Here is a 24740-nt window from a genome sequence, read left to right on the forward strand (position 1 = left end):
AAGGTAAGTCGAATGAGCGACGCTCTGACCCTGCCGGCCGAGACGCGCGACCGGGCGGGCAAGGGAGCCTCCCGGGCACTGCGTCGCGAAGGCCGTGTCCCCGCCGTGATCTATGGCGGCAAGGAAGAACCCCAGCCAATCCATCTGGAAGAAAAGGAACTGGTCCGGCAGCTGAATACCGGCCACTTCATGAACTCTGTTGTCGAATTGACGCTTGGCGGCAAGACCATTCGCGCGCTTCCCAAGGACGTGGCCATGCACCCGGTCAAGGACCGCCCGCTGCACGTCGATTTCTTCCGCGTGTCTGCCGACTCCCGCATCGAAGTCGCGGTGCCGGTGGTCTTCATCAACGAGGAAGCGGCGCCAGGTCTCAAGAAGGGCGGCGTGCTCAACATCGTGCGGCACGAGTTGCAGCTGATCTGCGACGCCAGCAACATTCCGGCGGAAATCGAGATCGACGTGACCGGCAAGGATGTCGGCGATTCGCTGCATATCAGCGAAGTCACTTTGCCCGAAGGCACCAGCAGCGCGATCACCGACCGCGATTTCACCATCGCGACGCTGGTTGCCCCGTCGGCCCTGAAGCGGAGCGAGGGCGAGCAGGCGGGCGGTGACGCCGATGCCGCGGACACGACGGCAAGCGAACAAGGTTCGAACGCCTAGCTTCTGACCAGACGCGAGCCGTCCTGGGTGACAGTGGCCTTAGAAAAGCAGCGCCGGTTCCCGCGGGGGAGCCGGCGTTTTGCTTTTGCGTCGATCCGGCTAAGGCGGGGCGATGCAGATATGGGCAGGTTTAGGCAATCCGGGTCCGCGATACGCGCTTAACCGGCACAACGTGGGCTTCATGGCGATGGATGTAATCGCCGAGATGCACGATTTCGGGCCGGTCCAGAAGAAATTCCAGGGATGGGTGCAGGAAGGGCGGATTGGCGGCGTGAGGATCACGCTCCTGAAACCCGCTACCTTCATGAACGAGAGCGGCCGCTCGGTGGCCGAGGCGCTGCGCTTCTTCAAGCTGCAAACCGACGCCCTTACCGTCTTCCATGACGAGTTGGACCTTGCCCCCGGCAAGGTGAAGGTGCGCATCGGCGGAGGCCTCGCGGGCCATAACGGCCTGCGATCGATCGATCAGCATCTCGGACCTGATTTTCGGCGCGTGCGCATCGGCATCGGCCATCCGGGTCAGAAGGAACGAGTGCATGGCCACGTGCTCGGCAATTACGCCAAGGCAGAGATCGACGGATTGGTCAACATGCTGGCCGCTATCGGAGCAGAGGCCGAGTGGCTGGCAAAGGGCGACGATGCCCGCTTCATGAGCGATGTTGCGCGGCGCATGCAGGACTGACATCCTGCCCCCCGCAATTCACAAAGGAGATATCGGGATGACGCAGATAACGCGCCGCACGCTGCTGGCCGGAGCCGTCGCCACAGGCGCGGTCATGGCGACTGGCGCCACGGCCCAGACGAACGACACTTCTGCGCTGCCCGAGTTGGGCGGTAAGGCAATCTTCATCACCGGCGCCGCGACCGGTTTCGGCAGGCTGGGGGCGGAACTCTATGCCCGCTTAGGGGCAAAAGTGTTCGCGACCATGCGGAACATGGGGCGATCCGAAGCGACGGAGTTGCGGGAGCTTGCCACACGGGACCGGCTGGACATCACGGTGCTGGAACTTGACGTGACCCATGATGGGCAGGTGACAGAGGCTGTGCGCGAGGCGGAAAGGCTGGCTGGCGGCGCGCTGGATGTCGTCATCAACAATGCCGGCATCGGGATCTCCGGCCCTGTCGAGGTGCAGGACATGGAAGCGACCCGCCTCGCCTTCGACACCAATGTCTATGGGCCGCACCGTGTCGCCCGCGCTGCCTTGCCGGCCATGCGCGCGCGCCGCAGCGGCTACATCATTCCGATTTCAAGCCAGCTGGGCCGGGTCATCGCGCCGTTCTCCGGCCACTACTCGCCAACCAAATTCGCGCTCGAGGCGATGAACGAGGCCATGGCTTACGAACTGGTCCCGCATGGGATTGATGTCACCATCATACAGCCCGGCGGGTATCCCACGAACGTCTGGCGCAATCGCAACCTGTACACCGGTGCGCTGAGACAGCGGATAGAAGAAGAGTATGCCGCGGCCTATCCGCAGGTGATCGCACGCATGGGCGAAGAGGACGGCTCTGGCCGCAGCGCCGATCCGATGGACGTTCCGCGCGAAATCGCCCGCCTGATCGCCATGCCGGCGGGAACCCGCCCGGTGCGCGTGCCGGTGCATCCCGGCCCCAAGCCGCAGGTGCCGATCAACGAGGTAAGCGCCCGAGTGCAGCAGGAATGGCTGGGCCAATCCCCCGCGGTGGGCCCGATGATCCGCGCGGTCCACGACTGAGCCTATGGCCAAGGGACGCCCGTGCGGGTAAAGCGCGCGACCTGCCCTTCAACCGGAGATTATCATGGGATTCCGCTGCGGGATCGTCGGCCTGCCCAATGTTGGCAAGTCGACCCTGTTCAACGCGCTAACCGAGACGCAGGCCGCCCAGGCGGCCAATTACCCGTTTTGCACCATCGAACCCAATGTGGGCCAGGTTGCCGTTCCGGACGAGAGGCTCGACAAGATCGCCGCTATCGCCAAGTCGGCCAAGGTGGTGCCCACGCAGCTCGCCTTCGTCGACATTGCCGGTCTTGTGAAAGGGGCCAGCAAGGGCGAAGGTCTGGGCAACCAGTTTCTTGGCAACATCCGTGAAGTCGACGCCATCGTGCACGTTTTGCGCTGTTTCGAGGATGACGACATCCAGCACGTCGCGAACCGGGTCGATCCGTTGACGGATGCAGAGATTGTCGAAACGGAGCTGCTGCTGGCGGATCTGGACAGCTTGGAGAAGCGGGTGCCCGCCGCCGCGAAGCGGGCAACCGGCGGCGACAAGGAGGCCAGGGCCATGGCTTCCGTGCTGGGGCAGGCGCTTGAGCTTCTGCGCGATGGCAAACCAGCCCGCCTTACCGAGCCGCGCGACGACGAGGAAGCGCGCTTGTTCGCGCAGGCGCAACTGCTGACCGCCAAGCCTGTGCTGTATGTCTGCAATGTCGCGGAAGAAGACGCGGCCACCGGCAATGCCATGAGCGAGCAGGTGTTCGCCAAGGCGCACGCGGAAGGGGCAGAGGCGGTAGTGGTGTCGGCCGCGATAGAAGCGGAACTGGTCACGATGGAAGCGGGCGAGCGCGCCGAGTACCTGGCGGAACTCGGGCTGTCCGAATCGGGGCTAAGCCGCATCATCAAGGCGGGATACAAGCTGCTCGGCCTCAACACCTTCTTCACCGCCGGGCCCAAGGAAGCCCGCGCATGGACTTTTCCGCAGGGGGCCAAGGCACCGCAGGCGGCAGGGGAAATACATACCGACTTCGAACGCGGCTTCATCCGGGCCGAGACGATAGCTTTTGCCGACTACATCGGCCTCGGCGGCGAAGCTGGCGCGCGCGAGGCCGGCAAGCTGCGCCAGGAAGGCAAGGAATATCTGGTGCAGGACGGGGATGTGATGCTGTTCAAGTTCAATGTCTGAGGCGGTTGCGGCACAAACACCCGCTCGACCCGTTCAGGGAAAGGGACGCTGAAAAGGGGCAGCTAGATGGTCGATAAATCGGAAAAGTTCGAGACGCTGGTACGTGTGGGGTATTTCTCCCGCGCTATCATGTATTCCGTGCTGGGGGTGATCGCGTTGATGGGCGCCGCCGCCTTTGCCGAAGGAACCGATGGCGTGTTCCGCGCGATACGGGATTTTCCCGGCGGCACTGCCCTGCTGTGGATTTTGGTGATCGGGCTGTCGGCGTACGGGTTGTTTCGTCTCGCTTCGCCGGCTTTCGATATCGAGAACAGCGGTTCGGATGCCAAAGGATGGGGCAAGCGGCTGGGCCATCTTGGCAGCGGGATCGGACATTTCGCGCTTGCTTATACCGCCTACAAATTCGCCACTGCCGGGAACAGTTCAGGCGGCGGGGCGCAGGAAGCTGCCGCAGGCGTTCTGTCATACGATTTCGGCGGCGCTGTACTGGGACTGCTGGGCATCGCCTTTTTCGTTGCTGCGGCGCATCAGGCGAAGAGGGCATGGACGGCAGAGTTCATGCAGCGGGTCGCCGCCGGCGCGCCTGACTACACCGAGACGCTGGGGCGTATCGGTTTTGCGGCCAGAGCAGTGGTTTTCGCCATCATCGGCTGGTCGCTTATCCGTGCCGGCTTCCTGTCAGCGGGATCGGCGCAGGTGAAAACCCTGGGTGAAGCGCTTGCCAGCCTGGCGGGCAACGGCATCGTGTTCTCGCTCGTCGCCGTTGGACTGCTGGTGTTCGGCATCTTCAGCCTGATCCTCGCGCGATACAGGATCATCCCTGACATGGATCCGCGTGGTAAGGTGCCGGCGTTTCGCGCATGATCTATTTCGAAGATCTTGAAATTGGCGCAGTCCGGGAATTCGGTCGCTATCAGGTGACGCGCGAAGAGGTGATGGAGTTTGCCCGCCGCTACGATCCGCAGCCGTTCCATCTTGACGATGAAGCCGCCGCTGCAACGCATTTCGGCAGACTGTCGGCAAGCGGTTGGCACACCTGTGCCATGACGATGCGGATGCTGGTCGACAGCATGACCGAAGTGCAGCAGGCAGGCCTTGGATCGCCGGGGATCGATAACCTGCGCTGGGTAAAGCCGGTTTATCCGGGAGATACGCTGCGCGTGCGGACAGAAGTCATCGACAAGCGGCGCAGTCAATCGAAACCGTGGCTCGGCCTGTTCAAGTCGCGGGCGCAGACGTTCAACCAGAACGACGAACTCGTGCTCGACATGGTGTCGAATGGCCTCATCCGGGTGCGCGATCCAGGTGTCGAAAGCTAAGCGCTACGCTCCGCATTGCACGGTTCCTGCAGAATCGTACCGCACCGTCGCCGCCCTGTCCTGCACAATGAGGCGGCCTGGATAGTTCACGGTTTCGTAACCAGACGGGCTCGCCTCTTCCTGCCGCACCAGAAGCTGAAACGTCATGGAGGAGCCGGCATAGCGCTCCCGGGCGCCAAGCGGCAGTTCATCGCTGGTCGTATCGGGGGTGAAGCGGACGACCTCGCCGGCAATCTTCAGATAACCCGCGTCGCTCTGCGCGATGGCGAGCGCGGCGATGCCCCCGCCTGCAGGCGCGAAACTGCACCCTGCACCGAACATGTCCTCACGCTCGATGTCGGCAAAGGTAATTGCCTCCAGTTCCAGCGCTTGCGGAACAGCGCCCTCTCGTTCGCCGCTCTGGCCGCACGCGGCGGCGCACAAGGCGAGGACGCTTACGAAAAGCCTGGGTCGCATGGCTCGCTTCCTGCTTTGCCGACACTGCGTCGGCGAATGTGCAAAAACTCGCACGGCACGCAAATACTTTTGGATATTTTCACCATGTGCCTTTACAGCACAGCCTTCCCGGCCGCATCAGCCGACGCGCCGGTTTTTCCCGATATGCCGCTGCCAAAGCGGTCATCAAAGCTGACGGATAGTGCTCGACCATGGGTTTTTTCTCTAACCTGCTGAAATTCGGTACCCAGAACATCGCCATTGACCTGGGTACGGCCAACACCCTGGTTTACGTGCAAGACCGCGGCATCGTGCTGAATGAACCCAGCGTCGTTGCGCTTGAAACGATCAATGGGATGAAGCGGGTCAAGGCAGTCGGCGACGATGCCAAAATGATGATGGGCAAGACGCCCGACAGCATCGAGGCGATCCGCCCGCTGCGCGACGGGGTCATTGCCGATCTCGACGTCGCGGAAGAGATGATCAAGCACTTCATCCGCAAGGTGCATGGCCGCAAGAGCCTGCTGCGCTACCCGGAAATCACCATCTGCGTGCCGTCCGGATCGACGTCAGTGGAGCGGCGCGCGATCCGCGACGCCGCATCCAATGCGGGTGCAACGCAGGTTTACCTCATTCTCGAGCCCATGGCGGCGGCCATCGGGGCGGACATGCCGGTGACGGAGCCGGTCGGCTCCATGGTGGTCGACATCGGTGGCGGCACGACCGAGGTCGCGGTGCTGTCGCTCCGCGGACTGGCCTATACCACCTCGGTGCGCACCGGCGGCGACAAGATGGACGAGGCGATTGTCTCCTATGTCCGCCGACACCACAACCTGCTGATCGGCGACGCGACTGCCGAGCGGATCAAGAAGGATTACGGTATCGCCCGCGCACCGGAAGACGGTATCGGCGAACAGATCACCATCAAGGGGCGTGATCTCGTGAACGGAGTGCCCAAGGAAATCATCATCAACCAGGGCCACATCGCCGAAGCGATGAGCGAGCCGATCGGCGCCATTGTGGAAGGCGTACGCATCGCGCTGGAAAACACCGCACCGGAACTCGCGGCCGATATCGTTGATCAGGGCATCGTGCTCACCGGCGGCGGCGCGCTCATCAAGGGTCTTGACGATTTCCTGCGCGAAGAAACCGGCCTGCCTGTCAGCGTCGCCGAAGATCCACTCACCTGCGTTGCGGTGGGAACCGGCCGCGCAATGGAAGATCCGATTTATCGCGGCGTCTTGATGACGGCGTGATAATGGCCGCTGCCGTCGCCCGCTGCGGCAGGATAGCGACAGACCACAGGCGACGTTGAAGAAGGCAATTCACTGTCATGGCGGCAGGCTCCCGCGTTTCCAGCAGTTCAAAGCGCGCCCGCCTCAACATCTTTGCCGGCTATGCGCTGGCTGCAGCGGGTGCGTTGCTGGGTGCGGCACTGCTCGTGCTGTCCCTGCTGCGCCCTACCCTCTTTTCCGGCCCTCGCGGAGTTGCGCAGGATGCGGTCAGTCCCGTAACCACCGTCGGCGGAGAGGTTCGCAGCGGGTCACTGGGTATCCTGGCGGGCATCGAGGGTTACTTCCGCGCCGGGGCGCAGAACGCGCGGCTGAAACGCGAAGTTGAATTGGCGCGCATCCGCTTGGGAGAAGCGGCTGCAGTGCAGCAGGAAAACCAGCGGCTGCGTGGCTTGCTGGGGCTCGCGCAGGAGGGAAGCGAGCCGGTCGCGGTGACCCGGCTGGTCAGCTCAACCGCCGCAAGCCCGCGGCGCTTCGGTTACATCGGGGTGGGCAGCAGCCGAGGGGTGACGCCCGGCATGCCGGTGCGCAGCGCGCGCGGCGTCGTTGGCCGGGTCCTTGAAACAGGACGGTCGACGGCGCGCATCCTGCTCCTGACAGACAGCGAAAGCGTGTTACCCGTGCGACTTGCCAATGGCGAAGCAGTCGCCTTCGCGCATGGACGCGGGGACAGCCTGCTGCGCATTCGCCTCATCAATCTGGGCCTCAATCCGCTGAAGAGGGGTGACATGTTCGTGACCAGCGGGGCGGGAGGTTACTTTCCTCCTGGAATCGCGGTCGCGCTGGTGGAGGAAGTGACGGATGATGGCGCTCTGGCGCGGATCATCGCTGATCCCGCAGCGTCCGACTTCGTGGCGGTCGAACCAATCTTTCAGCCCCAGGCGGTGCGGGCGGCGGCGGCAGAGCCGCCATCATTGACAGAATAATGGAACGACTCGCCCCGTCAGCACGCCGCGATCCGTATGGCAGCCGGGTCGGTAGGCGCCATTCCGCTCTCGTTGCATCGGTGGTGCCATGGCTCAGCATAGCTTTTGGCTCGGTCCTGCCAATCTTTGTCATCGCTACCGCGATGCCCATCGCGCCACCCGTCGGCTTCATCATGTTCGTGTGCTGGCGACTGGTCAGGCCCGGCCTGCTGCCGGCCTGGGCAGGGGTTCCTTTGGGCATCTTTGATGATCTGTTCAACGGGCAGCCATTTGGCTTTGCTATACTATTCTGGTCCCTCGCAGTACTCGCTATTGACGCTGTTGAAGCGCGCTTTCCGTGGCGTAGCTTCGGACTGGATTGGATGACCGCCGCGTTGCTGATCTTGCTGTACATCTTTGCGGGAATGATCGTCTCGGGCGCGGTTCTGGCGGGCCCGTTGTTTGTCGCCGTCATCCCGCAACTGGTCTTGTCAGTTCTGCTGGTGCCGGTGGCTGCCCGGCTGGTCGCCGCGCTCGACCGGCTGCGGTTGCGACGCTGGAGGCGAGCCGCATGAGGTGGCGCCGGCGCTCCAAGGAGCTGATCAACCAGGCGACGCTCAAGAACCGCTTCGACCGTCGCAGCATGCTGCTGGGCACGTTGCAGGGCGGCGTCGGCGTTCTGCTGGCGGCGCGTATGGGCTACCTCGCGATTGCCGAGAACGAGAAGTACGAACTCGAATCGGAAAGCAACCGGGTCAATCTCTCGCTGATTCCGCCCCGGCGCGGGTGGATCCTCGACCGCAACGGCAATCCGCTCGCTTCCAACCGCGCCGATTTCCGTGTCGACGTGATCCCCGAGCGAATGGTCAGGCCCGAACAGTCGGTCGCCCTGCTGGGGTCGATTCTCGGCATGAGCGCCACGGATCAGCACGATCTGTCCACCCGCATCGCGGAAGCGCGCGGCTTCCAGGCGGTCGAGGTGGGACAGGGGCTGAGTTACGAGCAGTTCGCCGCCATCAGCGTGCGGTTGCCGGAAATGCCGGGGGTCGTGCCGCAGCGCGGCTTCTCCCGCTTTTATCCGACCGGTCCAGCAGTGGGCCATCTGCTCGGCTATGTCGGCCCCGCCTCGCGCGAAGAATACGAGGCGGACCGGAACCCGCTGCTCGTCACGCCGGGCTACAAGATCGGCAAGGATGGCGCCGAAAAGGTGTTCGAGCAGCGGCTGCGCGGCGTTCCAGGCGCCCGCCGCGTCGAGGTGACGGCTTCCGGGCGCATCGTGCGCGATCTTAGCACCCGGGAAGACATACAGGGAAATCCGGTTCAGCTGACGATTGATGGGCCGCTGCAGGATTTCGCGGCCCGCCGCCTTGGCCCCGAAAGCGGTTCGGTCGTAGTCATGGATTGCCGCACGGGCGACCTGCTGTGCATGTCGTCCATGCCAAGTTTCGATCCCAACAGCTTTTCGGCCGGTATCGGAAGTGTGGAATACGCCATGCTGCGCGAAAACGAGCGGGTGCCGCTGCGCAACAAGGTGCTGCAAGGCCTTTATCCGCCCGGCTCCACCATCAAGCCGATGCACGCCATGGCTTTCCTGCGCAACGGGATCGACCCCTCCGAGGCGATCACCTGCGGCGGCGGCCTGCGGGTCGGCAACCGCTTCTTCCGATGCCACGGCAATCACGGCCGCGTCGACATGAACAGGGCCATTCACCAGAGTTGCAACAGCTACTTCTATTATTTCGCGCAGCGGGTCGGCTTTGACAACGTTGCCGACTTCGCGAAAGACTGCGGGCTGGGCCAGCGGTTCGACCTGCCCGTCGTCAGCCAGTTCTTTGGCACCGTTCCCGACAGCCGGTGGAAGATGCGCAAGCACCACAGTGCCTGGCAGTCCTATGACACGGTGAACTCCTCTATCGGACAGGGCTATTACCTGACCAGCCCGCTGCAACTTGCCGTCATGGCGGCACGGCTTGCCACCGGCCGGGTGGTCGAGCCGGCGCTGCTGAAAACAGGAGAGCGGGCACCTTTCGCCTCGCTCGATTTCAACAGCGAGCAGATCGGGCATATCCGCCAGGCGATGAGCGACACGGTAAACGGCCCCGGCACGGCGGGCCGGGCCCGGCTGCCGCTGGAAAACGTGCTGATGGCGGGAAAGACCGGCACCGCGCAGGCTGTCGGCCTGAACCGCGGCGATGGCAGGAACACGGCTTGGCGGTTCCGCCACCACGGGCTCTTCGTATTCTTCGCACCAGTCGACAACCCGATCTACGCCGGGGCAATCGTGGTTGAACATGGCGGCGGTTCGGGGGCTGCCACGCCGATTGCCAAGGACGTCATGACCTACCTGTTCGATCCGCAGAAAGGGATGGACGCGCTGCATGCACTGGAGAAGGAATGGGGCGGCACCGCGCAGCAGCGGCTTGAGCAGCAGTACCGTGCCTATGCCAGCGCCCGCGGGCAATCCGTCGCACCCTCCCCACCCCGCCCCCGGCAGCCGATCGATGCCGTGGCGGCTGAATCGCGGCTGAGCGCGCAAGCCAAGGCCGCTCTCGCCGGTGAAGAGGTCATGCCAACCCAAGGTGAAGCCGGGCCTGCGGCCGCTACCCCGCCGAACGAGCCCGCGCCTGCCGCACCATCGGATGCGGAACCGCGATGAAGGGCATCATTCCCGAACCGGTTGGCCGCCAGCCCTGGCAAATGCTGGTGCCGCTGATCCTGCTCGTCCTGTTCGGCGCGGCGGTGCTCTACTCGGCCGGCGGAGGCGACTTCAGCCTGTATGCCAGTTCGCATCTGATCCGCTTCATAGCTTTGTCGGGTGTGGCCGCGATCATCACGCTGATGCCCAAGCAATTCATCAAGCTGATCGCGTATCCGGTTTACGTGCTGGTGCTCCTGCTCCTGATCGCGGTGGAGGCCGTCGGCGCGCTGGGCGGAGGAAGCCAGCGCTGGCTCAACCTCGGGATCATCGTTCTTCAGCCGTCCGAACTGATGAAGCCAGCCCTGGTTCTAGCCTTGGCCCGCTTCTACGATGCCTTGCCCATCGGCATGATAAACACTTGGCGCGCGCTGGTGCCGGCTGGCGTGGTGATCGGGCTGCCGATGGGGCTCGTCCTGTTACAGCCGGATCTTGGAACGGCGCTGGCCATCATGTTCGGCGGCGCGGTTGTCATGTTCCTCGCCGGGCTGCCGCTGCGCTGGTTCGTTACTGCCGGACTGGTCGGAACCGTAATCGCGCCACTGGCCTACTTCTTCGCCTTGCAACCCTATCAACAGCGCCGCGTGACGACCTTCATGGATCCGGAAAGCGACCCTCTTGGCGCGGGTTACCACATCACCCAGTCAAAGATAGCGATCGGCTCCGGCGGGCTGTCTGGCAAGGGTTTTGGCGAGGGAACGCAAAGCCACCTCAATTACCTGCCGGAACCGCACACCGACTTCGTGTTCGCCACCATGGCGGAAGAATGGGGCTTCGTGGGCGGACTGCTGGTGCTGCTCGCTTTCTTCCTGATCCTGCGCTGGGGGCTGCAGGTTGCTTGGTCGGCAGAGGACCGGTTCGGGCGTTTGCTGGCGGCAGGACTGGTTGCGACAATATTCTTTTATATCGCGGTCAACCTGATGATGGTCATGGGCCTCGCGCCCGTGGTCGGCATCCCGCTGCCCTTCATGAGCCATGGCGGTTCTTCCATGCTGACCAACATGATTTGCCTCGGCATGCTCATGATGGTCAACCGCTGGAACCGCAGGCCGTCCGGCGGGCGGTTGCTTTAGCTCGCGCGGACAAGCTCTTCCATCTGACGCGATGCAGGCTATATGCGGGTGCGTCGCGCTGATTCGGGCAAGGTTCCCGCATCTCGCTGCCGGGTTGGACGCATAGCTCAGTTGGTAGAGCAGCTGACTCTTAATCAGCGGGTCCTAGGTTCGAGCCCTAGTGCGTCCACCACCCCCTTCTCTCCTGCACGCATCTACGCTCTCTTTGTGCTAACCGCCTGAGACGCCGGGAACATCTCCTTACATGCACCCGTTCACTGCTCGAGTAGCAGCGAGAGGTTACCATGAACGACAGACGCGACGGCACGATTGCCGGGTTGGCGGGGCTTGGCCTTGCCGTGGGAGGAGCGGCCCTTGCCGCGTACCTCAGCACACGCGATAACAAGCGCAAGAAGCATCCTGACGACTCACCCGGCTATACCATGCGGCAGGGAACCGGCGCGTATGACGTGACCGGCCGTACCGTCACGATCGACAAGCCGCGCCAGGAACTGTTCGCCTTCTTTCGCGACTTCCAGAATCTGCCAAAGTTCATGGAAAACCTGGAAAGCGTAGTGCCTGCGGGCGCGGAAGGACGCAATATCTGGAAGATCAAGGCGCCGCTGGGGCAAACGGTGGACGTCGAAACAGAGATCGTGCGCGAGGAAGATGGTGAACTGATCGCTTGGCGTTCTGTCGAAGGGTCAGACATCGACACGGAAGGTCGCGTCAAGTTCCGCGATGCGCCCGGTGACCGGGGTACACAGGTGCAGTTGATCATCGCCTACAAGCCGCCTGCGGGCGAATTGGGGCGCCTTGCGGCGAAGCTGTTCCAGAGGGAGCCATCGGTCCAGGCACGCCACGACCTCAAACGGTTCAAGATGCTGATGGAAACTGGCGAAATCGCCACCTCGGCACGGCGACGGGAAGATACCCGGGCCGCCCAGCAGGAGAATGCATGATGCGCGCCCTCACCTATCACGGCAAGAAAGACGTTCGCGTGGACACGGTTCCTGATCCCGAGATCATCAACCCGCGCGACTGCATCATCAAAGTGACATCCACCGCCATTTGCGGCAGCGATCTGCACCTCTACGACGGCGTTATTCCCGGCGTTAAGACAGGTGACATCCTTGGCCATGAATTCATGGGCGAGGTAGTGGAGATCGGCGCCAAAAGCACTCTGAAGAAGGGTCAGCGCGTCGTGGTGCCCTTCCCCATTTCGTGCGGGTCATGCTTCTTTTGCAGCCGGCAGGAGTTTTCCTGCTGTGACAACTCGAACCCGGTTGAAAAACAGGATGCGTCCGAACTGCTGTACGGCCACGCGATGAGCGGCATCTTCGGCTATTCGCATCTGACTGGCGGATATTCGGGCGGTCAGGCCGAATATGTGCGCATACCCTTTTCAGATGTGGGACCGATCGTCGTTCCCGACCATCTGGAGGACGACAAGGTGCTGTTCCTGTCGGACATCCTGCCCACAGGCTGGATGGCAGCAGAGAACGCGCAGATTGAGCCTGAAGATACGGTGGCCGTATGGGGCTGCGGCCCGGTCGGATTGTTCGCGGTGCAATCCGCCATTGTCATGGGTGCCGCCAGGGTCATCGCCATCGACGAGCACCCGCGCCGTCTGGAGCTGGCCCGCCAGCTCGGCGCCGAGGTGATCAATTTCAAGCAAACGCATGTCCTCGAAGCGCTGATGGAAATGACCGGCGGCATTGGCGTCGATTGCGCGATCGACGCGGTGGGCATGGAAGCCCACGGGATGGCGCCCGACAATCTGCTGGACATGGCCAAGCAGAAAGTCGGGATCGGCGCTGACCGGGCACATGTGCTGCGCGAGGTAATCACTGCCGTACGCAAGGCCGGGCGCGTGTCTGTTCCCGGCGTGTATGGCGGTCTGGCAGACAAGTTTCCGACCGGCGCATTCATGGAAAAGGGTATCCAGATGCGCACCGGACAAACGCATGTGCAGCGGTACATGAAAGATCTGCTTGCCAAGATCGAAGATGGCTCGCTCGACACCACCTTCCTGATCTCGCACCATCTTCCGCTGGAAGACGCGCCCAAGGGTTACGACAACTTCCTCAACAATCAGAATGAATGGACAAAAGTGGTGTTGAAAACAGATGCCGCTAAAGCCGCCTGACACAAACCGTTACTGACGTGGCTGGATTGACGGGTCGCATGTAGCTCGTCGATCCAGCCGCCCCAACCCAGCAAACACATTGTTTATCACATTCTAATGTGATAGCGCCCCGCTCATGACCAATTCTGTTGTTGACCGCGTGCGGTCCATCATCGCGGAAGGGCGCATGACGCGCGCGGGACTTGCCCGGGCAGTCGGCCTCCATGCTAATTCTCTGCGCGAGTGTACCGAGGCTGGCTGGAACCCGACCGCTGAAACGCTAGCCAAGCTGCAACGCTTTCTGGACGAGAACGACCAGCGGCCTGCTCTGGTCGGGATTGAGGAAATCATCAACGAAGCGCGAAACGGCCGGATGTTCATTCTGGTCGATGACGAGGATCGCGAGAACGAGGGCGATCTCATCATCCCGGCGCAAATGGCGACGCCCGACGCGATCAACTTCATGGCCAAACACGGCCGGGGGCTGATCTGCCTCGCCTTGTCGGCAGATCGTGTGCGAACACTGGGCCTGCAACCGATGAGCCAGAGCAATCGGTCGCAACACGGTACTGCATTCACCACCTCCATCGAAGCGCGCGAAGGCATCTCGACCGGGATCAGTGCCGCCGACAGGGCACGCACAATAGCGGTCGCAATAGATAACGCGCATGGGCCACAGGACATCGTCAGTCCCGGTCATGTGTTCCCCCTTACCGCGCGCGAGGGAGGTGTGCTGGTTCGCGCCGGCCACACGGAAGCGGCGGTGGACATTGCGCGGTTGGCTGGCCTCAATCCGTCTGGTGTGATCTGCGAAATCATGAACGAGGACGGATCAATGGCCCGCCTCGATGATCTCATGAAATTTGCGCGCCGGCATCAAATGAAGATCGGCACCATCCGCGATCTCATCGAATATCGTCGTCGTCACGACCATCTGGTGGAGCGGGCGGAGGACACGGGCTTTGTGTCCGATTACGGGGCCGAATGGCGGCTTCTCACCTATCGTAACACGATCGATAACAGCGCCAGCTATGTTCTTCAGAAAGGGGAGATCAGCAGCGACGCACCCACTCTGGTGCGGATGCACACCCTGTCGCTGCTTGACGACGTGCTGGGCCGCGCCGGACCGAACAAGCGGAGCCTGCAGCGCAGCATGAAGGCGATCGGCGATCACGGGTCTGGCGTAATCGTGATCCTGATCCAGTCGCAGCCGCAGAACGGTGGGCGAACCGGCGCTGCTGACGGAGAATTTCGCGCCTACGGCATCGGTGCCCAGATACTGGCTGATCTGGGGGTACAGAGCATGATCCTGCTGACCAACTCACATCGCAATGTGGTTGCGATCGAAGGATACGGCCTGCACATCGCGGGCGAGCAGGCAATTCCGGAGTGAACAGATGGCTAGATTTTTGATCGCCGAGGCACGGTTCTATTCACATCTCAATGACCTGCTGATTGCAGGCGCCAAGGGGCGGCTGACAGACGCCGGGCACACGGTCGAGGTGCTGACTGTCCCAGGCGCCTTGGAACTGCCCGGCGCGATCGCTCTGGCAGCGGAGAGCGGCCGCTACGACGGGTTTGTCGCAATAGGCGTGGTAATCCGGGGAGAGACGTATCACTTCGAGATTGTCGCGGGGGAAAGCGCGCGGGGTTTGATGGCGCTGACAATGGACGGCATTGCCGTAGGCAATGGCATCCTCACCGTAGAGAACGAGGCACAGGCGATGGTGCGGGCCGACCCGGCACAGAAGAACAAGGGCGGCGAAGCCGCTGCGGCGGCGCTCGCCCTGCTCGAATTGCGCGATAGGTTCTCCGTCTAGGCGGAACCAAGCTGCCCGAAGCATGCGCGACCGGCGTAGCGCGCACTGCCGCCGAGCTCTTCTTCGATACGGATCAACTGGTTGTACTTGGCAAGCCTGTCCGACCGCGCCAGACTGCCCGTCTTGATCTGCCCACAGTTCGTCGCAACTGCCAGATCAGCGATGGTCGCATCCTCGGTCTCTCCGGACCGGTGGCTCATCACAGCGGTGTAACCGGATCGCTGCGCAATGGAGACTGCGTCAAGTGTTTCACTCAAGGTGCCAATCTGGTTGACTTTCACGAGCAGGGAATTGCCCAGCCCGCGTTTGATGCCATCTTCCAGCCGTGCGGGGTTGGTCACAAAAAGGTCGTCACCGACGAGCTGGACTTCGCCGCCCAGGCGCTGGGTCAGCGCATGCCATCCAGCAAAATCATCTTCTGCCATTCCATCCTCGATCGACCGGATCGGGTAATCGCGGCAGAGGTCAGCCAGATAGGTTGTCATTTCTTCGGCAGACAGGCTCAGCCCCTCACCCGATATGTCATAGCGGCCGTCGCGATAAAACTCGGTCGCGGCGCAATCCAGCGCCAGGACGACATCACCGCCTGGCGTGAAACCTGCCTCGCCGACAGCTTCCATTATGAGGTCGAGAGCTGCACGCGTGCTGGCCAGAGCGGGGGCAAAGCCGCCTTCATCGCCCACGGCCGTCGACAAGCCTTTGGAGGTCAGCTTCTTTTTCAGAACGTGGAAGATTTCGGCACCCCAGCGAACCCCTTCGGACAACGAGGCCGCGCCGACGGGCATGACCATGAACTCCTGAATGTCGATGGCGTTGTCGGCGTGCTCGCCGCCGTTGATGATGTTCATCATCGGGACCGGCAGAAGGTGCGCCGATACGCCGCCCACATAGGCATAGAGCGGCAAGCCCCGGGCGTCCGCCGCTGCCTTGGCGACGGCCAGACTGGTTCCCAGGATTGCGTTTGCGCCGATCCTCGCCTTGTTCGGCGTTCCGTCCAAGTCGACCAGCACGGTGTCCACATCGCGCTGATCCTCTGCGTCGAGACCAGCCAACGCCTCGGCCACCTCGCCATTGACCGCCTCGACAGCCTTGGTCACGCCCTTGCCGCCATAGCGGGCACTGTCATCGTCGCGCAGTTCAACCGCCTCATGCGCTCCGGTGGATGCGCCGGACGGAACGGCGGCGCGGCCGAAGCTGCCATCTTCCAGCAGTACGTCGACTTCCACTGTGGGGTTGCCTCGGCTGTCGAGGATCTCGCGCGCGTGGATGTCGATGATAGCGGTCACGGCATACTCCTGAAATGAATGAATTTCGCCGCCGGCTCTATGGAGCGGAACGAAGGTACGCAAGCTGCATTGTTTTCCTGAATGCGGCCGCCGGCTGGGTATGCTGTTGGTCGCCACCAGGAAAAAGAGGACAGATCATGGCCAATACCGACAACGACTTTTCCTCCACCGGAGCGACCACCAAAACCACGACTGCCGGTGGTGGTTCGGCACCTTTGGGGGTAGGCGGCACAACCACGAGCGGAACGCCGTCGGGTTCCACCTCATCCGCCGACCATTCGAACGAGCATCGTTCCGAAGCCAAGTCACGCTTCAATGCTGCTCTTGACGAAGCGAAGGCGGGTGCCGCCGCACTCAAGGCTGAAGCCGGCGAGCGGGCGAGCGGGTACCGGACACAGGCGCTGGACCGCGGTCATGATTATTCGGATCAGGTCCGCACGAAGGCATCCGAGCTGGCGATCGAGGGCAAGAACAAGGCCAGCGAGGCGTTGTTGGCCCTCAGCCGTATGGTGAACGACAATGCCGCTTCGGTGGATAGCTCCCTCGGCGCCAAGTACGGCGACTATGCGCGCAGCGCGTCGCGTTCGTTGCGGGAATCGGCTGAGAAGCTGGATCAACGCAGCATCGAGGAACTGGGGGACGATGCCCGCCAGTACATCCGCACGAACCCGGGCACGGCGGTCGGAATAGCCGCGCTTGCCGGCTACATCCTTGCTCGCACCTTCGGTTCGCGCAGGTAAGGCGCAGCGCCCTTCTCCAGAAATATACAAGGAGCGAAGCGTTGCTCGACCAGACAAGAAACGCCGCTGATGGCAAGCCCGTGTGGCATAACGACGACGGACCGCAGGCCTTCGCCACCGCTTCTGACGATCTGTCTGAAGATCGGTCGCTTATCGACGGCGTGTCGGCTCTGTATGAAGACGGCAAGACGTATATTTCGGCTGAGTTGGCGTTTCAGAAGACGCGGGCCAGCTATGTCGGGAAAAAGGGTTCCAAGGCTGCGGTATTCGGCCTTGGCGCCCTTGCCTTGCTGCACCTGGCATTGATCGCACTGACGGTTGGTGCCGTGCTGGCTCTTGCTACTCTGGTCGGGCCGCTGGCGGCCACTCTGATTGTTGGTGTTCTGCTACTGGCCGGCGCGGCCATCTTCGCCGTAATGGCCAAGAGCAGGGTCGAGGCCATTTCAAGCACCTTCGCTGGAGAGAAGCCGTGACAGCCACTCTCGAAAGTCGTTTGCGGGATGACCGTCTGGTACGGGATCAGGCTCTCGCTTTGGTGAAAGCCGACATAGAACATCTTAAGGCAGACTATGCGGAGAAGGGAATTGGCGAGCGGGCCAAGGAGCGCATCATTGGGGGCGCGACCGACGTGTATGAAGAAGCGGCAGAAGTCGCGAGCGACCACCGCGGGGTCGCCGCTGCGGTGATCGCCGCTTTGCTGATTTGGCTCGCCCGCAACCCAATCCTGAACCTGCTGCTCGGCCGCCGTGACGATGACGCTGACGATCAGGATGAGGATTATGGACATCATCGCTACCGCAGCGACCAGTAGGTTGCTGCGACGTAGCTTGGAAAGGACTGAAAAATGACAGACCGTTTGCAGGACACCGTCAATCGCGAGAATGCCGAGCATGGAGAGACGTTGAAGGGCAAGGCAGACCAGCATGGGACATCGACTGGTGTTACCGGCGATGACAAGCGTGACGAGTTGAAGGCTCGCATCGCGGCCGGGCAGCGCCGGCATGAACAGCGGAGCCTGGGCGAACAGGCACGTGACGCGGCCGACACTGCGGTCGACTTCGTCAAGGAGCATCCTGTTGCGACGATCGTTGGTGGATTAGCGGTCGGCTTGCTGATCGGCTCGATGACTCGCAGCGGGCGACGTGCGGGACGGCGCGCGGGAAGCTGGGCAAGTTCGGCATCGGACGCGGTGGTTGCGTTCGGCCTCGGCTTGCTGGACGATATTGAAGACATGTCCCGCCACGGCCGCGACAAGGCAGTTGATGCCGGCGACCGCCTCGCGTTCAAGTCACGCGAGTTGAAGCGGGATGCCGATCATTACGCCCGCTCCCTTCACGATCGTGCTTCAACGACGTCGCGGCTTGCGGGAAGATCATTGTCCCGCCGGCTGCGTGACCTGAAATGACAGGAACCGGCGGCTCGGCAATGATCCTTTAAATTACACCGAGCCTCCGCTATCGCGAGCTGAAACGTCCGCCCGAACAGGCGGACGTTTCTCTTTATAGCTAGGAGGCAGGCGACCACCATGGACAAGAATGGCGACAGGCAACAGCTTTACCTGGTGATGGGCGGGCGTGTCACCGATCCGCGCAGCATCCGTTTTCGCGACCCGGAAAGCATCCACGTCGCCGGTATCTATTCGGCCTATGACGATGCAGTAAACGCATGGCGCGCCAATGCGCAGCGGACCGTTGACGACGCCGAAATGAAGTACGTTATCGTCGACCTGCAGAAGATACTCGACCCCGGCATTCCCGCAAGCCGTGGGGAGCCTGGCGGAAACCAGCAGGCCTAGCTTAATGCCTGGCGTCAGAGGCGACTTGCCGGTCAGAACCGGGCACGCCTCTGGCGCAGGCGGCATGCATTAGCATGCCGTTTTCTGGTCCTAAGGTTCAAGAAGGGTGCTTTAAGTGCCTCAAGTTCGCTCAGCAGCAGGGGCAAAGTCAGCCTGCAGGCGCGGCGGTTCTTCCGGCCAGCCAAGCGCGCCCGTCAAGCGCGGCCCCGGAGTATCTCAGATGAATTCGATTTTCTCGATGTGGTAGAACTTGTCGCCCGCCGGCACGGTGACTTCAACGTCCTCGCCAACCTTCTTGCCGATCAACGCACGTCCAAGCGGCGAATTGTAGGAGATGCGTCCGTTGGTCGCATCTGCCTCGGTCTGGCCGACAATCTGGTACTTTACCGGCTTGTCATCGTCGTCCAGCAGGTGGACCGTCGCGCCGAACACGATCTTGTCTCCCGAAAGCGCGGCCGGATCGATGATCTGCGCCCGCGTCACCTTGTCTTCGATGTCCGCAATCTGTGCTTCGACCTGTCCCTGACGTTCCTTCGCCGCGTGGTACTCGGCATTCTCGGACAAGTCGCCATGTGCCCGCGCTTCCTCGATTGCATCCACGATCTTTGGCCGTTCCGCCCGCAACTGCTTGAGATCGGCGGTCAGCTTTTCATAGCCTTCTGCCAGCATGGGAACCTTTTCCATCGAACCGGACCTTTCCTAGGCAAACAGCTGCTCCTCCGACCAGAACCGAACGGGCCCGCTCATCGCTAGACCACATGGACCGGAGTTGTCGGAAGATAAGCTGATTAAATTTCAGCGGTTATAGTAAGCCTGCAATGGCGTGACTTCAAGCGCGACCGGGTCGACCGAAACGATTGCCTGCGCAGCGCACAGCGATCCGGTGGCCGTCGTGAAATAAGGCACCTTGACCGCCAGCGCGGAAGAACGGATCGATTGGGAGTCAAGGTGGCTCTGCCACCCCTCTGTCGTGTTGAAGATCAGCGCCACGTCGCCGTCGATGATGCGATCCACCACATGCGGCCGCCCCTCGGCAACCTTGTTGACCCGTTCCACTTGCAGGCCTTGGGCTGCCAGGAAAGCCTGCGTACCCCCTGTTGCGATGGCGCTGAAGCCTTGTTGCAGCAGCATCGCGACGGCCGGTGCAATCGCCGCCTTGTCAGCATCCTTGACCGACACGAACACCGTTCCGCGATCCGGAAGTGTCACCCCTGCACCCAGCTGAGACTTGTAGAAGGCGGTCGCAAAATCAGTGTCGATGCCCATCACCTCGCCGGTCGATTTCATCTCCGGCGACAGGACAGGATCAGCGCCGGGAAAGCGGGCAAACGGAAAGACCGCTTCTTTAACAGCCATATAGGGCGGCGTGATGTCAAACTGTGCAAAGCCGCTCAGCTTTTCGCCTGCCATGATCCTTGCCGCGATCTTGGCAATGGGAGCGCCGATCGCCTTTGCCACAAACGGGACCGTGCGGCTCGCGCGGGGGTTTACCTCGATCAGGTAAACGGCGCCGTCCTTGATGGCGAATTGCACGTTCATCAGGCCGCGCACGTTCAACGCTCTTGCCAGCGCTGCGGCCTGCCTCTCCATCTCGGCAATGAGTTCCTGGGGGAGATTGTATGGCGGCAGCGAACACGCGCTGTCGCCGGAGTGGACGCCAGCCTCCTCGATGTGCTGCATCACGCCCGCGACGCGCACTTCCTCGCCGTCGCACAGCACGTCCACATCGCATTCGACGGCATCGCGCAGATACTGATCGACCAGAACCGGAGTGTCGCCGGACACGCTGACCGCAGTGGCGATGTAGTTGTCCAGCTGCGCCTCGCTGTCGACGATCTCCATCGCGCGGCCGCCCAGCACATAAGAAGGCCGCAGCAGCACCGGGTAGCCGATCTTGCGGGCCACTGCGGCCGCTTCGTCCCGGCTGCGGGCGATGCCGTTTTCCGGCTGCTCAAGCCCGAGCTGGCTGACCAGGCGGGCAAAGCGTTCGCGGTCTTCCGCCAGATCAATGGCGTCCGGCGACGTCCCGAGGATCGTGATACCCGCGTCCTCCAGAGCCTTCGCCAGCTTGAGCGGAGTCTGTCCACCAAGCTGCACGACCACGCCGACCAGCTCGCCGCGGGACTGCTCCACCCGCAGGATTTCCAGCACATCCTCTTCGGTCAGCGGCTCGAAATACAGGCGGTCTGAAGTGTCATAGTCGGTGGAGACGGTTTCCGGATTGCAGTTCACCATGATCGTCTCGAACCCGGCCTCTGCCAGGGCAAAACAGGCGTGGACGCAGCAATAGTCGAACTCGATCCCCTGCCCGATGCGGTTCGGTCCGCCGCCAAGGATGACGATCTTGCGCCGGTCGCTGGGCTGCGCCTCGTCCTCCTCGCCGCCGAAGCATGGCGCTTCATAGGTGGAGTACATGTACGGTGTCACCGCCTCGAACTCCGCCGCGCAGCTGTCGATGCGCTTGAACACGGGACGCACACCCAGCCTGTGCCGCAGTTGCCGCACCTCGGCCTCGCTGGTGGCGCCGGCCATTGCGCGCAGCGCCGTGTGCAGCAGCCCGGAATGGCGCGCCTTTGTTTCGCCCAGCCCGCCTGCTACCCCGACGGAACGCACCGCCAGCGTTGCCAGCCGCTTGTCCGAAAAACCCATGGATTTCAGCCGCCGCAGATCGTCAGCCGTATTGGGCAAACCGTTATGGCCCAGCATCCGCTCTTCATAGATGATCGCTTCGATCTGACGCAGGAACCACGGGTCGTATGCCGTGACCGCGTGGATCTCCTCCACGGTCAGCCCTTCGCGGAACGCCTGCCCGACCTTCAGCAGCCGGTCGGGCGTCTGCTGCGCGAGCGAAGCGGTAATGACGTCGCGCGCCGCGCCCTCCAGCTCCACCACCCGGTTGAAGCCATCCAGACCCGCCTCCAGCCCGCGCAGAGCCTTTTGCAGCGATTCGGCGAAGTTGCGCCCGATGGCCATCACCTCTCCGACCGACTTCATCGCCGTCGACAGCGAATTGTCCGCGCCCTTGAACTTCTCGAAAGCGAAGCGGGGGATCTTCGTCACCACGTAATCCAGCGTCGGTTCGAACGCGGCCGGAGTGGCGCCGGTTATCTCGTTGGTAATCTCGTCCAGCGTGTAACCCACCGCCAGCTTGGTCGCGACGCGGGCGATGGGAAAGCCGGTCGCCTTGGACGCCAGCGCGGAAGAGCGCGATACGCGCGGGTTCATCTCGATCACGATCAGGCGCCCGTCCCTGGGATTGACCGCGAACTGCACGTTCGACCCGCCCGTCTCGACCCCGATCTCGCGCAGCACGGCGATGCTGGCGGAACGCATGATCTGGTATTCCTTGTCCGTCAGGGTCAGCGCGGGGGCAACGGTGATCGAATCTCCAGTGTGCACCCCCATCGGGTCGACGTTCTCGATGGAGCAGACGATGATGCAGCTGTCCGCCCGGTCGCGGACCACCTCCATCTCGAACTCCTTCCACCCGAGCAGCGACTCCTCGATCAGCACCTCGGTGGTCGGCGACGCAGCGAGACCCTCGCGCACGATCCGCTCGAACTCGGCCCGGTTATAAGCGATGCCCCCGCCCGTGCCGCCGAGCGTGAAGGAAGGTCGGATGATTGCGGGCAGCCCGGTGCGTTCCAGAACGGCGAACGCCTGTTCCACCGTGTTCGCCACCCCGCTGCGCGCGCTTTCAAGGCCGATGCGGTCCATCGCCTCACGGAAACGCTGGCGGTTCTCCGCCTTGTCGATGGCGTCGGCGTTGGCGCCGATCATGTGCACGCCGTACTTCTCCAGCGTGCCGTCGTTGTAGAGCGCCAGCGCGCAATTGAGCGCCGTCTGCCCGCCCATCGTGGGCAGCAGCGCGTCGGGCCGTTCCTTGGCAATGATCTTGGCGACGATGGCGGGCGTGATCGGCTCGACATAGGTGGCGTCGGCCATGTCCGGATCGGTCATGATCGTCGCCGGGTTGGAGTTCACCAGGACGACCCGATACCCCTCCTCCTTCAGCGCCTTGATCGCCTGCGTGCCCGAATAATCGAACTCGCACGCTTGCCCGATGATGATGGGGCCAGCGCCGATGACGAGGACGGAGGAGATGTCAGTGCGTTTAGGCATCAAGTTTTACTCAAAGCAAAAATGGCTACCAGCAGCGCTCCGATGGAAATTAGAAGCGACAGGGTTGAAACCGCGAGACCTCCAACTTTCTGAAACTTGTCGCTTGCTAAACGATCTGAGATCGTGGGAGGCTTTCTTCTCTCGTGTATCCTCTCAACTTCAGCGAAGCCCTCGCCTGTGACACGTAGTCGACGATCGATCATAGTGCTTCCATCAACCGCAAAGCCTTGCTGAACCAAGTACTGGATTGCAATACCACTCCACTCGTCATCGTAATCAACCTTCATACTCGACAATGCATGGATAAGGTCGACCTCAGAAACTTCATGCAACCGCTGAAGATGTGCGGCATGACAAAGAACATCATCAGCAAACTGCCGAAAAGAGGGACTCACGTCACCATCCCCACAAACCTCTCGAACAGGTAAAAGCTATCCTGCGGCCCCGGCGACGCCTCCGGGTGGTACTGCACCCCGAAGGCGCGCTTGCCGCGCAGGCTGATACCGCAGTTGGAGCCGTCGAAGAGCGAGACGTGGGTTTCCTCCACCCCTTCGGGCAGAGTGTCGCGATCCACAGCAAAGCCGTGGTTCATGCTGGTGATCTCCACCGCGCCGTCAGACAGCCGCTTGACCGGGTGGTTGGCGCCGCGGTGCCCCTGGTGCATCTTGGCCGTCTTCGCACCGGCGGCGAGGCCGAGGAGCTGGTGGCCGAGGCAGATGCCGAAGATCGGCACGTCGCGTTCCAGCAGGCCGCGGATCACCGGCACCGCGTATTCGCCGGTGGCCGCCGGATCGCCGGGACCATTGGACAGGAACACGCCCGCCGGTTGAAGCCGGAGGATTTCGTCGAGCGTCGCGCGCGCCGGCACCACCGTCACCCGCGCGCCGGCGCGCACCAGATTGCGGAAGATGTTGTCCTTGGACCCGTAATCGATGGCGACGATGTGCGGCCGTTCGTCACCGCCTTCCGGCGTTTCACCCGACCGGTTCAGCGACCACGGACCGCCCAGCCAGCGCGTGTTCTCGTCGCGCGTGACCAGGGCGGCCAGATCCAGCCCCTCCAGCCCCTGCCAGGCCCGCGCCCGTTCGATCAGCGCCGGTATGTCAAACTCGCGCCGGGGATTGTGCACGATCACCGCGTTCGGCGCGCCGTGCAGCCGCACCCGCCGGGTGAGCGCGCGGGTGTCCACCCCCGCGAGCCCGATGCGCCCATGATCGCGCAGCCAGTCGGAAAAGTGCGTCTCTGCACGGAATGATGAGTGGGGCGTGACCCGTTCGCGCACGATGCACCCGACCGCGCCGTGCCCCTCGCTTTCGATATCGTCCGGATTGGCGCCGACATTGCCGATGTGCGGAAAGGTGAAGCAGACGATCTGCGCGGCATAGGACGGGTCGGTCATCACCTCCTGATAACCGGTCATGGCGGTGTTGAAGCAGACTTCGCCGACGGCTTCTCCGACAGCGCCGAACCCGTGACCCCAAATCACGGTGCCATCGGCCATAACAAGACACCCGGTCGCGCCGGGCGGCTGCGCGTGGGCGGGTGCGGAAGGGGCCATGGGGCGCTCCGTTGAAGAGGTGGACCAGCGATGTGCGCTAAGTCCCAGCC

General features: G+C 62.6%; 26 protein-coding genes and 1 tRNA gene. 21 read left to right on the forward strand and 6 right to left on the reverse strand.

Features of this window, described 5'->3' with window-relative positions; all coding sequences use genetic code 11:
• Positions 1-12 precede the first annotated feature (12 nt).
• The 6 genes from LHJ54_RS10890 (at position 13) to LHJ54_RS10915 (ending at position 4862) form a co-directional block, all read left to right on the forward strand.
• Positions 13-663, forward strand: coding sequence for a 50S ribosomal protein L25/general stress protein Ctc (locus tag LHJ54_RS10890; RefSeq protein ID WP_228243929.1), 651 nt, complete (start codon positions 13-15; stop codon positions 661-663).
• A 112-nt stretch (positions 664-775) separates the two neighbouring features.
• Entirely contained in the window at positions 776-1345 is a 570-nt protein-coding gene (gene pth / locus LHJ54_RS10895; protein WP_228243931.1) for an aminoacyl-tRNA hydrolase, read from the forward strand.
• 37 nt (positions 1346-1382) lie between these two features.
• Complete coding sequence (locus tag LHJ54_RS10900; RefSeq protein WP_228243932.1) at positions 1383-2378, forward strand: SDR family oxidoreductase; 996 nt, start codon at positions 1383-1385, stop codon at positions 2376-2378.
• 64 nt (positions 2379-2442) lie between these two features.
• Positions 2443-3543 (forward strand): redox-regulated ATPase YchF, encoded by a 1101-nt coding sequence (gene ychF, locus LHJ54_RS10905; RefSeq protein ID WP_228243933.1) that lies wholly within the window; start codon positions 2443-2445, stop codon positions 3541-3543.
• A gap of 66 nt (positions 3544-3609) precedes the next feature.
• Positions 3610-4407 (forward strand): DUF1206 domain-containing protein, encoded by a 798-nt coding sequence (locus tag LHJ54_RS10910; protein WP_228243935.1) that lies wholly within the window; start codon positions 3610-3612, stop codon positions 4405-4407.
• Positions 4404-4862 (forward strand): MaoC family dehydratase, encoded by a 459-nt coding sequence (locus tag LHJ54_RS10915; RefSeq protein WP_228243936.1) that lies wholly within the window; start codon positions 4404-4406, stop codon positions 4860-4862. Before LHJ54_RS10910 ends, LHJ54_RS10915 begins: the two co-directional genes overlap by 4 nt.
• A 3-nt stretch (positions 4863-4865) precedes the next feature.
• On the opposite strand, the gene LHJ54_RS10920 is transcribed toward LHJ54_RS10915, so the two are convergent.
• Positions 4866-5318: a hypothetical protein gene (locus LHJ54_RS10920; RefSeq protein ID WP_228243938.1), complete on the reverse strand. Its 453-nt coding sequence runs from the start codon at positions 5316-5318 to the stop codon at positions 4866-4868.
• Between the two features lie 191 nt (positions 5319-5509).
• Between LHJ54_RS10920 and LHJ54_RS10925 the strand changes: the two genes are divergently transcribed.
• The 10 genes from LHJ54_RS10925 to ribH all read left to right on the forward strand — a co-directional run bounded on the left by LHJ54_RS10925 (position 5510) and on the right by ribH (position 15189).
• Positions 5510-6553, forward strand: coding sequence for a rod shape-determining protein (locus LHJ54_RS10925; RefSeq protein WP_228243940.1), 1044 nt, complete (start codon positions 5510-5512; stop codon positions 6551-6553).
• 77 nt (positions 6554-6630) lie between these two features.
• Positions 6631-7515 carry a rod shape-determining protein MreC gene (gene mreC / locus LHJ54_RS10930; protein WP_228243941.1) on the forward strand — a complete coding sequence of 295 codons (885 nt, stop codon included), beginning with the start codon at positions 6631-6633 and terminating at the stop codon, positions 7513-7515.
• Positions 7515-8069 (forward strand): rod shape-determining protein MreD, encoded by a 555-nt coding sequence (locus tag LHJ54_RS10935; protein WP_228243942.1) that lies wholly within the window; start codon positions 7515-7517, stop codon positions 8067-8069. Before mreC ends, LHJ54_RS10935 begins: the two co-directional genes overlap by 1 nt.
• Positions 8066-10150: a penicillin-binding protein 2 gene (mrdA, locus tag LHJ54_RS10940; protein ID WP_228243943.1), complete on the forward strand. Its 2085-nt coding sequence runs from the start codon at positions 8066-8068 to the stop codon at positions 10148-10150. Before LHJ54_RS10935 ends, mrdA begins: the two co-directional genes overlap by 4 nt.
• A complete protein-coding gene (gene rodA / locus LHJ54_RS10945) occupies positions 10147-11262 on the forward strand; it encodes a rod shape-determining protein RodA (RefSeq protein WP_228243944.1) in 1116 nt (371 codons plus the stop codon). The genes mrdA and rodA overlap by 4 nt, the downstream gene beginning before the upstream one ends.
• A gap of 96 nt (positions 11263-11358) precedes the next feature.
• Positions 11359-11434 (forward strand) — tRNA-Lys (locus LHJ54_RS10950).
• Between the two features lie 112 nt (positions 11435-11546).
• Positions 11547-12203: an SRPBCC family protein gene (locus tag LHJ54_RS10955; protein WP_228243945.1), complete on the forward strand. Its 657-nt coding sequence runs from the start codon at positions 11547-11549 to the stop codon at positions 12201-12203.
• The gene (locus tag LHJ54_RS10960; RefSeq protein WP_228244359.1) at positions 12203-13390 is read left to right on the forward strand and encodes a zinc-dependent alcohol dehydrogenase; all 1188 of its coding nucleotides are present in this window, start codon (positions 12203-12205) and stop codon (positions 13388-13390) included. Before LHJ54_RS10955 ends, LHJ54_RS10960 begins: the two co-directional genes overlap by 1 nt.
• 115 nt (positions 13391-13505) lie before the next feature.
• Positions 13506-14762 (forward strand): 3,4-dihydroxy-2-butanone-4-phosphate synthase, encoded by a 1257-nt coding sequence (ribB, locus tag LHJ54_RS10965; protein WP_228243946.1) that lies wholly within the window; start codon positions 13506-13508, stop codon positions 14760-14762.
• 4 nt (positions 14763-14766) lie between these two features.
• The gene (gene ribH / locus LHJ54_RS10970) at positions 14767-15189 is read left to right on the forward strand and encodes a 6,7-dimethyl-8-ribityllumazine synthase (protein WP_228243947.1); all 423 of its coding nucleotides are present in this window, start codon (positions 14767-14769) and stop codon (positions 15187-15189) included.
• Here the strand turns inward: ribH and eno are convergent.
• On the reverse strand, positions 15186-16475 hold the full coding sequence (gene eno / locus LHJ54_RS10975; RefSeq protein WP_228243948.1) for a phosphopyruvate hydratase: 1290 nt from the start codon (positions 16473-16475) through the stop codon (positions 15186-15188). The two genes, ribH and eno, sit on opposite strands and share 4 nt — an antisense overlap.
• A 137-nt stretch (positions 16476-16612) precedes the next feature.
• Here eno and LHJ54_RS10980 point away from each other — a divergent pair, with 137 nt between their 5' ends.
• From LHJ54_RS10980 to LHJ54_RS11000, 5 genes are all read left to right on the forward strand, one after another.
• Positions 16613-17215: a hypothetical protein gene (locus LHJ54_RS10980; protein WP_228243949.1), complete on the forward strand. Its 603-nt coding sequence runs from the start codon at positions 16613-16615 to the stop codon at positions 17213-17215.
• A 41-nt stretch (positions 17216-17256) separates the two neighbouring features.
• The gene (locus tag LHJ54_RS10985) at positions 17257-17688 is read left to right on the forward strand and encodes a phage holin family protein (protein ID WP_228243950.1); all 432 of its coding nucleotides are present in this window, start codon (positions 17257-17259) and stop codon (positions 17686-17688) included.
• Positions 17685-18026 carry a hypothetical protein gene (locus LHJ54_RS10990; RefSeq protein ID WP_228243951.1) on the forward strand — a complete coding sequence of 114 codons (342 nt, stop codon included), beginning with the start codon at positions 17685-17687 and terminating at the stop codon, positions 18024-18026. Before LHJ54_RS10985 ends, LHJ54_RS10990 begins: the two co-directional genes overlap by 4 nt.
• Before the next feature lie 33 nt (positions 18027-18059).
• Positions 18060-18620 carry a hypothetical protein gene (locus tag LHJ54_RS10995; protein ID WP_228243952.1) on the forward strand — a complete coding sequence of 187 codons (561 nt, stop codon included), beginning with the start codon at positions 18060-18062 and terminating at the stop codon, positions 18618-18620.
• Positions 18621-18740: 120 nt separating this feature from the next.
• Positions 18741-19010, forward strand: a complete 270-nt coding sequence (locus tag LHJ54_RS11000) for a DUF4170 domain-containing protein (protein ID WP_228243953.1) — start codon at positions 18741-18743, stop codon at positions 19008-19010.
• Positions 19011-19226: 216 nt separating this feature from the next.
• Here the strand turns inward: LHJ54_RS11000 and greA are convergent, their stop codons facing one another.
• The 4 genes from greA to carA all read right to left on the reverse strand — a co-directional run bounded on the left by greA (position 19227) and on the right by carA (position 24690).
• Positions 19227-19694, reverse strand: coding sequence for a transcription elongation factor GreA (gene greA / locus LHJ54_RS11005; protein WP_228243954.1), 468 nt, complete (start codon positions 19692-19694; stop codon positions 19227-19229).
• Positions 19695-19805: 111 nt separating this feature from the next.
• A complete protein-coding gene (gene carB, locus LHJ54_RS11010) occupies positions 19806-23132 on the reverse strand; it encodes a carbamoyl-phosphate synthase large subunit (RefSeq protein WP_228243955.1) in 3327 nt (1108 codons plus the stop codon).
• Positions 23132-23527, reverse strand: coding sequence for a hypothetical protein (locus tag LHJ54_RS11015; protein WP_228243956.1), 396 nt, complete (start codon positions 23525-23527; stop codon positions 23132-23134). The genes carB and LHJ54_RS11015 overlap by 1 nt, the downstream gene beginning before the upstream one ends.
• Entirely contained in the window at positions 23524-24690 is a 1167-nt protein-coding gene (gene carA, locus LHJ54_RS11020) for a glutamine-hydrolyzing carbamoyl-phosphate synthase small subunit (RefSeq protein ID WP_228243957.1), read from the reverse strand. The genes LHJ54_RS11015 and carA overlap by 4 nt, the downstream gene beginning before the upstream one ends.
• Positions 24691-24740 lie beyond the last annotated feature (50 nt).

The organism is Porphyrobacter sp. GA68 (genome assembly GCF_022605525.1).
In the GTDB taxonomy this organism is placed as follows: Bacteria; Pseudomonadota; Alphaproteobacteria; order Sphingomonadales; family Sphingomonadaceae; genus Qipengyuania_B.